9 protein-coding genes and 1 pseudogene are annotated in these 12,497 nt (G+C 62.4%); 6 read left to right on the top strand and 4 right to left on the bottom strand.

From position 1 onward, the window contains the following. From EOA38_RS03385 to EOA38_RS03360, 6 genes and pseudogenes are all read left to right on the top strand, one after another. A pseudogene (locus EOA38_RS03385) lies at positions 1–167 on the top strand (FMN-binding glutamate synthase family protein); the annotation flags it as partial. Positions 168–193: 26 nt separating this feature from the next. Then, positions 194–1,537, top strand: a complete 1,344-nt coding sequence (gene glnT, locus EOA38_RS03380; protein WP_126089980.1) for a type III glutamate--ammonia ligase — start codon at positions 194–196, stop codon at positions 1,535–1,537. 104 nt (positions 1,538–1,641) lie between these two features. Then, a complete protein-coding gene (locus tag EOA38_RS03375; RefSeq protein WP_127220702.1) occupies positions 1,642–2,895 on the top strand; it encodes a sarcosine oxidase subunit beta family protein in 1,254 nt (417 codons plus the stop codon). 17 nt (positions 2,896–2,912) lie between these two features. Beyond that, on the top strand, positions 2,913–3,221 hold the full coding sequence (locus tag EOA38_RS03370) for a sarcosine oxidase subunit delta (RefSeq protein ID WP_126089978.1): 309 nt from the start codon (positions 2,913–2,915) through the stop codon (positions 3,219–3,221). 47 nt (positions 3,222–3,268) lie between these two features. Next, positions 3,269–6,280, top strand: coding sequence for a sarcosine oxidase subunit alpha (locus EOA38_RS03365; protein WP_126095614.1), 3,012 nt, complete (start codon positions 3,269–3,271; stop codon positions 6,278–6,280). Beyond that, positions 6,273–6,902, top strand: coding sequence for a sarcosine oxidase subunit gamma family protein (locus EOA38_RS03360; protein ID WP_127298443.1), 630 nt, complete (start codon positions 6,273–6,275; stop codon positions 6,900–6,902). Before EOA38_RS03365 ends, EOA38_RS03360 begins: the two co-directional genes overlap by 8 nt. 400 nt (positions 6,903–7,302) lie before the next feature. Here EOA38_RS03360 and EOA38_RS03355 read toward each other — a convergent pair whose 3' ends face one another. From EOA38_RS03355 to EOA38_RS03340, 4 genes are all read right to left on the bottom strand, one after another. Beyond that, on the bottom strand, positions 7,303–8,982 hold the full coding sequence (locus EOA38_RS03355) for a formate--tetrahydrofolate ligase (RefSeq protein WP_127298442.1): 1,680 nt from the start codon (positions 8,980–8,982) through the stop codon (positions 7,303–7,305). Between the two features lie 47 nt (positions 8,983–9,029). Next, positions 9,030–9,929, bottom strand: a complete 900-nt coding sequence (locus EOA38_RS03350) for a bifunctional methylenetetrahydrofolate dehydrogenase/methenyltetrahydrofolate cyclohydrolase (protein WP_127298441.1) — start codon at positions 9,927–9,929, stop codon at positions 9,030–9,032. A gap of 302 nt (positions 9,930–10,231) precedes the next feature. Further along, positions 10,232–11,941, bottom strand: coding sequence for an APC family permease (locus EOA38_RS03345; protein ID WP_126089974.1), 1,710 nt, complete (start codon positions 11,939–11,941; stop codon positions 10,232–10,234). A 126-nt stretch (positions 11,942–12,067) separates the two neighbouring features. Then, positions 12,068–12,493 carry a group II truncated hemoglobin gene (locus tag EOA38_RS03340; protein ID WP_127298440.1) on the bottom strand — a complete coding sequence of 142 codons (426 nt, stop codon included), beginning with the start codon at positions 12,491–12,493 and terminating at the stop codon, positions 12,068–12,070. Positions 12,494–12,497 lie beyond the last annotated feature (4 nt).

Genomic DNA, 12,497 nt, shown 5'->3' with positions numbered 1-12,497 from the left:
TGAAGGTGATGACGCTGGAGGCGCAGACCATCGCCCGCGCCTGCGGCAAAAATCACCTGCACAATCTCGAGCCGGAAGATCTCTGTTCGCTTTCGATCGAGGCGGCAGCCATGGCCGGCGTGCCGCTCGCTGGGACGAATTGGGTACCAGGGCAGGGTGGCTTCTAAAACCAGAAGAATGGGAGCAGTAGACAATGAATAAGGCCTTTGAAGCCAAAATCGATCAGTCTGAGGGGGCTGATCTCCAAGAGTTCGCAAGGGTTCGCAACGTCAAGTATTTCATGGTCTCGTATACGGATCTGTTCGGCGGCCAGCGCGCAAAGCTGGTGCCGGCGCAGGCCATCGGGGACATGCAGAAGGAGGGCGCAGGCTTCGCCGGCTTCGCCACCTGGCTTGACCTGACGCCGGCGCACCCCGACATGCTGGCGGTGCCGGATGCTTCTTCGGTGATCCAACTGCCGTGGAAGCCGGAAGTCGCCTGGCTTGCTTCCGACTGCCTGATGGAGGGCAAGGGTGTCGGCCAGGCGCCGCGCAACACCCTGAAGCGGCTCGTTGCCGAAGCCGCCAAGGAAGGCATGCGCGTGAAGACCGGCGTCGAGCCGGAATTCTTCCTTGTCACGCCCGACGGCAAGCAGATCAGCGACGAGTACGATACGGCGTCGAAATCCTGCTACGACCAGCAGGCGGTGATGCGCCGCTACGATGTGATCGCCGAAATCTGCGATGCCATGCTCGACCTTGGCTGGCAGCCCTATCAGAATGACCATGAGGATGCGAATGGCCAGTTCGAGATGAACTGGCAATTCGACGATGTCCTGGCCACAGCCGACAAGCATTCCTTCTTCAAGTTCATGGTCAAGTCCATTGCGGAGAAACATGGTCTCCGCGCGACTTTCATGCCGAAACCCTTCCAGGGCCTCACGGGCAGTGGTTGCCATGCCCATATCTCGGTATGGGATCTCACCGGCAAGACCAATGCTTTCGCCGACAAGGAAATGGAGTTGGGTCTGTCGGAAAAGGGCAGGCACTTCCTGGGCGGCATCATGAAGCATGCCTCGGCACTGGCGGCGATCACCAACCCGACGGTCAATTCCTACAAGCGCATCAATGCGCCGCGCACCATCTCGGGCGCGACCTGGGCGCCGAACACGGTGACCTGGACCGGCAACAACCGCACCCACATGGTGCGCGTGCCTGGCCCCGGCCGCTTCGAGCTGCGTCTGCCAGATGGCGCCGCCAACCCCTACCTGATGCAGGCAGCCATCATCGCCGCCGGCCTCAGCGGCATCCGCACCAAGGCTGATCCAGGCCAACGCAGCGACATCGACATGTACAAGGACGGGCACACCGTCACGCATGGCGCCAAGCTGCCGCTCAATCTGCTCGACGCGCTTCGCGCCTATGACGATGACGCCGAGTTGAAAGCAGCGATGGGTGAGGAATTTTCCGCCGCCTACATCAAGCTCAAGACCCAGGAGTGGAACTCCTACGCTTCGCACTTCACGCAGTGGGAGCGCGACCACACGCTGGACGTCTGAGTCCGCGTAGAAAATCGCTCCGCCGCTCGCCCCTTACTCCCGGCGGAGCGATTTTCGAACGACCAGCGAGGTCGCTCCAAGACTAAACGGCGGAATTTGACGCGATGAAATACTCGATCTTCTCCCTGGCGCGTGCCGCACTGTCCGGCCACAAGGGTTGGACGCGGGCATGGCGCGATCCGGCACCCAAGAGCCGCTATGATGTCGTCATCATCGGCGGCGGCGGCCACGGACTGGCGACGGCCTATTTCCTCGCCCACGAATACGGCATCCGCAATGTCGCGGTGCTGGAGAAGGGCTGGATCGGCTCCGGCAATGCCGGCCGCAACACCACTATCATCCGCTCCAATTACGGCCTGCCCGGCAACACCGGCTTCTACGAATTGTCGATGAAGCTGTGGGAGCGCATGGAGCAGGACCTCAACTACAATACGATGGTCAGCCAGCGCGGCATCATCAACCTTTATCACTCCGACGCCCAGCGCGATGCCTTCGCCCGGCGCGGCAACACCATGCGCATCAACGGCATCGACGCCGAACTCCTCAACGCAGTGCAGATCCGCAAGGAACTGCCGTTCCTGAACTACGACAACGCCCGCTTCCCAATCATGGGTGGCCTCTTGCAGCGCCGCGCAGGCACCGCCCGCCACGATGCGGTCGTCTGGGGCTATGCGCGCGCTGCCAGTGAAGGCGGCGTCGACATCATCCAGAACTGCGAGGTCACCGGCTTTGTGCGCGACGCCAACGGCAAGGTGACCGGTGTCGAGACTACCCGCGGCCGTATCGGCGCCGGCAAGGTCGGCATGGCAGTCGCCGGCTCTTCGTCGCGCGTCGCGGCGATGGCGGGACTGCGGCTGCCGATCGAAAGCCATGTGCTGCAGGCCTTCGTGTCCGAAGCGATCAAGCCCCTGATCCCGGGCGTCATCACTTTCGGCGCCGGCCACTTCTACGTCAGCCAGTCCGACAAGGGCGGGCTGGTCTTTGGCGGCGATCTCGACGGCTACAACTCCTACGCCCAGCGCGGCAACATGCCGGTCATGGAGGATGTCTGCGAGGGCGGCATGGCCATCATGCCGATGATCGGCCGCGTGCGCATGCTGCGGCAATGGGGCGGTATCATGGACATGTCGATGGACGGCTCGCCGATCATCGACAAGAGCCCGATCGACGGCCTCTACCTCAACGCCGGCTGGTGCTATGGCGGCTTCAAGGCGACGCCGGCATCGGGTCTCGTCTTCGCCCATCTGCTGGCGCGCGACGAGGCGCATCCCGAGGCCGCGCTGTTCCGGCTTGACCGGTTTCGCCGCGGCGCGATGATCGATGAAAAGGGCCAAGGTGCCCAGCCGAACCTTCACTGAAAAGCGAGACTGGCGGAATGCGAATTGCATGTCCCTTCTGCGGCGAACGCGAAAACGGCGAGTTCACCTATCTTGGCGATGCTTCGCCCGAGCGGCCCAACTTCGCCGTCGATGGCCGTGAAAGCCCCGACCGTGTCGAGGATGCGTTCTACGACTACGTCTACTTGCGCGACAACGTAGCGGGTGTGATGCGCGAATATTGGTACCACGGCGGCGGCTGCCGTTCCTGGCTGGTGGCCGAGCGCAACACCGTCACTCATGAGTTTATTTCCGTGACGGCGGCTCCGGGTGCGGGCGCTGCCTCGGCGGTGCGGGCAGGAGAATGACGATGTCGGGCTATTCGCAATCCGAACCGCTCGCCAGGACAGCGCCGATGGAAGCCAATGCCCGCGCAGGCGTCACGCCCGCCAGCCAGTCGCACCGGCTGCCTAGCGACGGCATCATCGACCGCCGGTCGCCGCTCCAGTTTTCATTCGACGGCAAGACCATGACCGGGTTTGCCGGGGACACGCTGGCTTCCGCGCTCGTCGCCAACGGCGTCAAGCTCGTGGGGCGGTCGTTCAAGTATCACCGCCCGCGCGGCATCGTCACCGCCGGCTCGGAGGAGCCGAGCGCGCTCGTCGAGATGCGCTCCGGTGCCAGGCGCGAGCCGAACACGCGCGCGACCACGCAGGAACTCTATGACGGATTGATCGCGAACAGCCAGAACCGCTGGCCGTCGCTGCGTCGCGACTTCCTGTCGGTCAACCAGTTGTTCGCCCCGATCTTCGTTGCCGGCTTCTACTACAAGACCTTCATGTGGCCGGCGAAGTTCTGGGAGTCCATCTACGAGCCGATGATCCGCCGCGCTGCAGGCCTCGGCAAGAGCGCCGAATTGCCGGACCCAGACCACTACGACAAGGCTTGGGCCCATTGTGACGTGCTCGTGGTCGGTGCCGGTCCCGCCGGCCTGTCGGCGGCGCTCGCCGCCGGCCGCGCCGGGTCGCGCGTCATTCTCGTTGAAGAAGATACCCTGATTGGCGGCCGTCTGCTTAGTGACGGCGGCGAGATCGATGGCCTGGATGCCAGGGAATGGCTGCGCGGCGCGACTCGCGAACTCGTTTCTTTGCCCAATGTCCGTGTCATGACCAGGACGGCCCTGTTCGGCGTCTATGATGGTGGCACCTACGCCGCGCTCGAGCGCGTCAGCGACAACGTCGCTATGCCGGATCGTCATCAGGTGCGGCAGCGGATTTGGCGCATCGTTGCCAAGCGGTCGGTGGTGACCGCCGGCGCGATTGAGCGGCCGATCGTTTTTTCTGGCAATGATCGGCCAGGCGTGATGATGGCATCCGCCGTCCGGACCTATGTCAATCGTTTTGCGGCTCTGCCAGGTAAGCGTGTGGCGTTGTTTACCAACAATGATGATGGCTGGCGCACGGTCGAGACCATCGAGCGGGCCGGTGCCCACGTCGTGGCGGTAATCGACCCCCGCAATGAGGTGCCGGCGCAATACCAGAGACTTGTCGATACTTACGATCTGCGCGTGCTCGCCGGGGTCGTATCCGACGTCAAGGGCGGCGTTGACGGTGTGCGCAGCATCGTCGTGACCAACGACAAGAATGGCCTAACGCAGCGTATCGATACGGACTGCCTCGCTGTTTCGGGGGGATGGAACCCAAATGTCGGTCTGTCTTGCTTCCATCGTGGCAAGCCGACCTGGCGCGAGGATATCGCGGCATTCGTGCCGGGCAACGCGCCGAAGGGGATGGCCACGGCCGGTGCCGCCAATGGCGAGCTCTCGCTCGGCGCCTGCCTTCGCGAAGGCCATCGCGCGGGAGCCGAGGCGGCCGCCGAATGCGGTGCTGCCGGCAAGCCGGGAGAGGCATCTAAGGCGGACGATGAGGTCTATGCGATCGCGCCGCTCTGGCATGTTAAAGGCAAGGGCAAGGCCTTCGTCGACTTCCAGCACGACGTTACCGCATCGGACGTGACGCTGGCGCAGCGGGAAGGCTTCGAGAGCGTCGAGCATCTGAAACGCTACACGACACTCGGCATGGCTACCGACCAGGGCAAGACGTCCAATATCAACGGCCTCGCCATCATGGCGGAAGCAAGCGGTCGCACCATTCCCGAGACCGGCACGACGATCTACCGTCCGCCATACGCGCCCGTCGCTATTGGTGCCTTCGCCGGTCACCACCGCGGCGAGAATTTCCATGCCACCCGGCTCACGCCATCGCATCGTTGGGCCGCTAAACAGGGTGCAGTGTTTGTCGACACGGGCCTCTGGAAGCGCGCGCAATGGTATCCGCGCGCCGGCGAGAAAGACTGGTTGGAATCGGTCACCCGTGAAGTGCTGGCCGTGCGCAACGGTGTTGGCTTCTGCGACGTCTCCACGCTCGGTAAGGTTGACGTCCGCGGCGCCGACGCAGGCGTGTTCCTCGATCGCGTCTATATCAATGCCTTTTCCTCGCTCGCGGTGGGCAAGGCGCGCTATGGTCTGATGCTGCGCGAAGACGGCATCGTCATGGACGATGGGACGACGTCGCGTCTGGCCGAAGACCATTACTTTCTGACCACGACCACGGCCAAGGCCGGGCCGGTGATGCAGCATCTCGAATTCTGCCGCCAGGTGCTGTTCCCGGAGCTCGATGTGCAGCTGACCAGCGCCACCGACCAGTGGGCGCAGTTCTCTATCGCCGGTCCGAACACCCGCAAACTGCTGCAGGCTCTGGCCGATCCGTCGGAGGATCTCACCAACGAGGGCTTCCCGTTCATGGGCGCCCGGGAGGTCAAGCTGCGCGGAGGTGTGACCGCTCGCCTGTTCCGCATCTCGTTCTCAGGCGAAATGGCCTTCGAGATCTCGGTGCCGGCGCGCTACGGCGCGGCGATGGCCGAGAACCTGATGATCGCCGGCAGACCCTACGGCGTGACGCCCTACGGAACCGAAGCGCTCGGCGTCATGCGCATCGAGAAGGGGCATGTCGCCGGCCCCGAGCTCAACGGCACAACCACGGCCGATGATCTCGGCCTTGGCAAGATGATGTCCAAGAAGAAGGACTTTATCGGGCGCGTCATGGCTGGCCGCGAGGCGTTGACGGCTCCGAACCGCCAGGTTGTCGTCGGCATAAAGCCGCTCGACCGGGCACGCCGCCTGCGTTCTGGCGCACACGTCATACCCAAAGGGGCGAGCCCAGGTCCGCAAACGGACCAGGGCTACGTCACATCGGTCTGCTTCTCGCCGATGCTTGACCAATGGATCGGCCTTGGTCTGGTCGAACGCGGGCGCGAGCGAATTGGTGAGATCGTCCGCATCCATGATCCCATGCGGAGCGAGGATTACGAAGCCGAGATCTGCAGCCCCGTCTTCTACGATCCAGAAGGAGTACGTCAGCGTGGCTGAATTTTCCTGGAACACCCAATCGCCGCTGGAGAGCGCGCTCGTCCCTGGTCACCACGGCGTGACCGGTACGCAAGTGGGCGTTACGCTGGAGGAGGTGCGCGACATCAGCCTGGTTCAGGTCATGACGCGGCGTGGCAGAGCGGCCGGGACCGCGAAGGCAGCCAAGAAGGTGTTCGGCATTGAGCCTCCGACCTCTCCCAGTGCCGCAATGGGTCGGCACGCTACGCTGATCTGGTCAGGCCCGGACCAGTTCATCGCCTTTTCTGCGCAATCGGCAGAGGATCAATTTGCCAAACTGTCAGAGGCCTTCGCCAGCGTCGCGTCTCTCTCCGACCAGTCAGATGGGCGCTGCCTGATCCGGATTGGCGGGCCCCGCGTCCGTCAGGCGCTGGCGAAGTTTTGCTCGTTGGATCTGGATGACAGGGCGTTCCCTCCGGGCGCCGCGGCGACAACCTCGATCGACCACACGGCGATGAATATATGGCGCGGGGCGGATAGCACGGACGGGCACGCTATCTTCAACATGCTTGTCTTCACCAGCTTCGCCGACAGCCTTTGGCATACGATTCTGGACTCCGCCCTTGAATACGGGGTTCAGGCGTCGTTGGCTCACGCCGCATAATCCTGCCGAGCCGATCGAACCTTTACCGAGAAAAAACCGTTTCGGCGTGGCGTTCGCCGTTGCGCATTGACCGCGCAGCGGCGCTGTCACTGCTTGCCTCAATGCATATCGCACAAAACTGCGCAGCGGTTTTGCGAAAACGACAGCATAAAAACAAAGCTTAAGGCGCGTCGCCTGAACCCGTTTCAGCGTGACGCGCTTTGGAGCAATTCCAGGAAAAGTGTGTAACGGTTTTCCGTCCGGAATTGCGTGAAAACAAATAGTTAGAGCAGTTCAGCGTTTCCGTGGAACGATGAACTGATCTAGACTAGCGGACATCCTGGCAAAAAAGAAAGTCTTGGCACGATGTGCCAAGACTTGAAGGGCGCTCCGTGATCTAGCGTCTTGGGGAGTACGGATTTCAGAACAGGCCTTCGATCTGACCCTGCTCGTTGAGGAAGATCTTTTCCGAGGACGGTGCCTTGGGCAGGCCGGGCATGGTCATGATCTCGCCGCAGATGATGACGACGAAGCCGGCGCCGGCCGAAAGCCTGACCTCGCGCACCGGCACGGTGTGGCCGGTCGGCGCGCCGCGCAGGTTCGGGTCGGTCGAAAACGAATACTGGGTCTTGGCCATGCAGACCGGTAGGTGGCCGTAGCCGGCCTGCTCCCAGGCATGTAGCTGGTCGCGGATCGACTTGTCGGCGATCGCCTCGTCGCCGCGGTAGATGCGCTTGACGATGGTGTTGACCTTCTCGAACAGCGGCATCTCGTCGGGATAGAGCGGCGAGAATTGCGAGGCACCGGATTCGGCAAGCTTGACCACTCTGTGGGCCAGGTCCTCGATGCCGGCGGAGCCTTGCGCCCAGTGCTTGCACAGGATCGCATCCGCACCCATCGAGGCGACGAAATCCTTCAGCGCCCTGATCTCGGCGTCGGTGTCGGTGGTGAAGTGGTTGATCGCCACCACCACCGGCACGCCGAACTGGTGCACGTTCTCGATGTGGCGGCCGAGGTTGAGGCAGCCCTTCCTGACCGCCTCGATGTTCTCCTTGCCGAGGTCTTCCTTCTTGACGCCGCCATTCATCTTCATGGCGCGCACGGTGGCGACGATGACGGCCGCCGCCGGGTGGAGCCCGGCCTTGCGGCACTTGATGTCGAAGAATTTCTCAGCGCCGAGGTCGGCGCCGAAGCCGGCTTCGGTGACGACGTAGTCGGCGAGCTTCAGCGCCGTCGTGGTGGCGACGACCGAGTTGCAGCCATGCGCGATGTTGGCGAACGGGCCGCCATGCACGAAGGCCGGGTTGTTCTCCAGCGTCTGCACCAGGTTGGGCTGGATGGCGTCCTTCAAGAGCACGGCCATGGCGCCGTCGGCCTTGAGGTCGCGGGCATAGACCGGCGACTTGTCGCGGCGGTAGGCGACGATGATGTCGCCGAGGCGCTTCTCGAGGTCCTTGAGGTCGGTGGCCAAGCACAGGATCGCCATCACTTCGGAGGCGACGGTGATGTCGAAGCCGGCCTCGCGCGGGAAGCCGTTGGCGACGCCGCCCAGCGAGCAGATGATCTCGCGCAGCGCCCGGTCGTTCATGTCCATGACGCGGCGCCAGGCCACGCGGCGGATGTCGATGCCGAGTTCGTTGCCCCAGTAGATGTGGTTGTCGATCAGCGCCGAAAGCAGGTTGTGGGCTGTGGTGATGGCGTGGAAGTCGCCGGTGAAGTGGAGGTTCATGTCATCCATCGGCACGACCTGAGCCAGACCGCCGCCGGCCGCACCGCCCTTCATGCCGAAATTCGGACCGAGCGAGGCTTCGCGGATACACACGACCGCCTTCTTGCCGATGCGGTTCAGGCCGTCGCCGAGGCCGACGGTCGTGGTCGTCTTGCCTTCACCGGCCGGCGTCGGGTTGATGGCGGTGACCAGGATCAGCTTGCCGTCCTTGTTGCCCTTCACCGACTTGATGAATTCGGCCGAGACCTTCGCCTTGTCGTGGCCGTAAGGCAAAAGGTGCTCGTTCGGGATGCCGATCTTGGCGCCGATCTCCTGGATCGGTTTCTTCCTGGCGGCGCGCGCGATCTCGATGTCGGTTTTGAATTCGGCCATGGTCATTTGCCTCGAAGATTGGGTTGTCGGAAATGCATGCTGCGGTTCTAGAACTGTGGCCTCGGCAGGTTGCTGGCGAGGTAGGCTGAGGTCAGAGTATTGGCCATCAGAAGCGCGATCGTCATTGGACCGACGCCGCCGGGCACGGGTGTGATCGCGCCGGCATGGTCCGCCGCCTCGGCGTAGGCGACGTCGCCGACCAGGCGGTTCTTGCCATTGCCCTTCTCCGGCGCGGCGACGCGGTTGATACCCACATCGATCACAGTGGTGCCTGGCTTCACCCACTCACCCCTGATCATTTCCGGCCGGCCCACCGCCGCGACGAGGATGTCAGCGCCACGACAAAGCTCGGGCAGATTCTTCGTCCGGCTATGGGCAACGGTGACGGTGGCGTTCGCGGCAAGCAGAAGGTTGGCCATCGGCTTGCCAACGATATTGGAGCGGCCGACGACGACTGCATTGAGACCGGAAAGATCCTTGCCATGCACGTGCTCGATCAGCAGCATCGAGCCCGCCGGTGTGCAGGGTACGAAAGCCGTATCGAGCTCGCCGGTGCCAAGCTTGCCGACATTGACAAAGTGGAAGCCGTCGACGTCCTTCTCTGGCGCAATCGCCTGGATGACCTTGCCCGCATCGATGTGATCCGGAAGCGGCAGCTGCACCAGAATGCCATGGATCGTACGGTCATGATTCATAATGTCGATAAGGTCGATCAGGTGGGCTTCGCTGGTGTCCGTGGGCAGCGTATGTTGCAGCGAATTGAAGCCGCATTCCTTCGCTGTACGCGACTTCGCGGCCACATAGACCTGGCTTGCCGGATCCTCCCCGACGATGATGACCGCAAGACCAGGCGTTACATTCTTCGAAGCGGCCAGGACGCTGCTCGCGCTAGTGACCTTTGCGATCACATCGGCGGCAACAGCCTTGCCATCGATCACCTCAGCCATCGCCTCTCTCCTAGAGAATGAAATACGGCATCGCTTTGCCGTCGAACGTCGCAAATCAAGTTGCGAAACCTTGCAATTATTTGGGCTGAAAGTCAACTATAAGGAAAAAAAAATTCATATGAAGAAAAAGAGATTTTCGCCTAGTCTGCCTCGATCAGTTGGCGGGCGGCTACGCCGGGCCTTCCACGGATCCAAAAAGAAGTCACCGCCCGGCCTTGCAGGCGGTGACTAAGCAACCGCGGTTCAACGCGGCCGTGAGGAGGGAACGTTTCCCGGTTCGAAGATGATCGGGCTGTCGCCGATCACAGTACGAAGATCCGGTTGGCGATCAGCACCACGATAACGCCAGCCACCAGCGTCGCGTAAGGCAAGATTCCGGCCTTCTTGGCTCTGAGATCGGTGGCCTTCATGCCGAGATCGTCCAGCATGTGATCGGGGAACTTGCCGCCGTCCTGGATGTAATGCCGGAAGCAGAATACCGGGAGGATCAGTGCCGCGGTTATCAGGCCGGCCCACAGCGCCATCGGATTCCAGACCTTGGCACCGGCACCCATGAAGATGGCGTTGACATAGGCGAATATCGCCCCGATCCCCAGCAACCAGGTCGGTGCCTTCCAGGGCCGCTCGATATGGCCGTTGTCGATCCGGTGGATCCAGCCGGCGTTGAGGTTGAGGAAGTTGAAGATGATATAGCCGCAGTTCGACACCGCGAGGATGAAGAAGAAGCTGGTCGCGTCGGCCGAGGCGATTGCCAGCACGATCAGGTTGAAGATCAAGTCGGTCCACATCGCCCGTGTCGGCGCGCCGTGCTCGTTGACGTGGCTTAGATAACGCGGCAGCCAGCCGTCGACCGAGCCCTGGTAGAGCGTGCGCGAGGAGCCGGCCATCGCCGTCATGATGCAGAGCACCAGCGCCAGGATCATCAGCATGACAAGCAGGCTGTGGATCAGGTTACCGCCGCCGACCATGCCGGCCAACGCGTCGGCGACGCCCGAGCCATCCACGATTGGCGTTGCCAGCATGCCGTTGAGGCCAAGCACGCCCTGGAAGGTGAAAGGCACCAGGATGAACAGAAGCATGCAGAGCAGGCCGGAATAGAAGATCGCCTTGAAGGTGTCGGTGCCGGGGTTCTTGAACTCCGACGTGTAGCAGACGGCAGTCTCGAAGCCGTAGGTCGACCATGCCGCGATGAACATGCCGCCGAGCGCCAGCGTCCATCCGGCGATGTTCCATGAGCCTGGGTCGGGCGCGTAGGCGGCGGCCAGCGGGACCAGAGGCGAGAAATTCGCCCAGTCGATCTGGCCGGTGAAGATCGGCACGACACCGACGATCAGCATCGGGATGATGACGAGCAGGCCGATATACTTCTGCACGCTGGCGGTGCCCAGGATGCCGCGATGCTGGATGGCGAAGATGATCAGCATCAGCAGCGCGCCGATGAAGAAGGTCGCGTTCAATGAGAAACTGACAGGCCCAAGCGTGTGGCTGAAGAGCGACCAGGTGCGGATCGCAGGCGTTGCGGCAGCCGTCACTGCCGTGATGGCGTCGGCGGGCGCCGTTCCGGCATGCGCCGCGATGTAGGCGGCCACCTCCGGCGAGGTCTCGGAGAAGACCGGGATCGGCGCCAGCGCATTGAGGATGTAGGCGGCTGCGATGGAACAGCCGAGCGACAGCACCGGCGACCAGGCGAACCAGTTGCACCACACCGACAATGGCGCGATGAACTTCGAATAACGCAGCCAGGCGGTGGCGCCATAAACCGAAGCGCCGCCGGACTTGTTGGGAAACAGACCGGCGATTTCGGCGTATGTGAACGACTGCAGGAAACCCATGATCATGGACACGGTCCAGATCAGAAAGGCCAGCTTGCCAGTCGTTCCAGCGATACCGCCGATCGAGAACAGAACGAGGGCGGGGACGCCGCTTGCCACCCAGAAGGCGCCTCGCCAGTCAATACTTCTATGTAACTGTCCCGCGGCTGCCTCCGCGTAGGTGTCCGAAAAAGCGCTCATAGCTTTTCATCCCATTGTTTGAGGTTGAGTGTTCCTGCGGTCCGGCTTCGCTTTGCCGGTTATTTTCTTTCCTGTCAGTCTTGTTTTGTTCACTTCAATAAAGACTGTCGACGATCCTCCATGTCGTCAAGCGCTTCCCACCCCCCATTCCCCGAGATCATTGATCAGCGCCAGTGCGACGCGGCGGAATGCCAGGCGCATCTTGTCTACATGCGGGCCTGAAAGCCGCATTTCGGTCATGGCTCGATCCATGAGAGCCAGCCAGTCCTCGGCGTCGCCCGCCGAGATCGACACATGCGCGTGCATGAGACGGACGTCCATGTGCCCGTGCTTTTCCAGATAGTGACGACGCCCGCCGAGAAAGCCGCACAGAAAGTTGAACTGTTCCTCGCGGGCGTGGTTGACGCCGTGTCCGCGAAAATGCAATCGCAGCAAAGGCTCTCCGCGGGGGTCGGTCTCGATCAGGTCGTAGAAGCAATCGACCAGACCGCGCAAAGCTGTTTCGCCGCCGATCTGCGCAAGAAGAGTTTCCTTGGCTGCTACTGGTTCCATATGC

The sequence above is a fragment of the Mesorhizobium sp. M1E.F.Ca.ET.041.01.1.1 genome (assembly GCF_003997355.1).
Taxonomy (GTDB): Bacteria; Pseudomonadota; Alphaproteobacteria; order Rhizobiales; family Rhizobiaceae; genus Mesorhizobium.
Note: the sequence above shows the minus strand (reverse complement) of the source record. Positions and strands in the feature narration are given on the sequence as shown.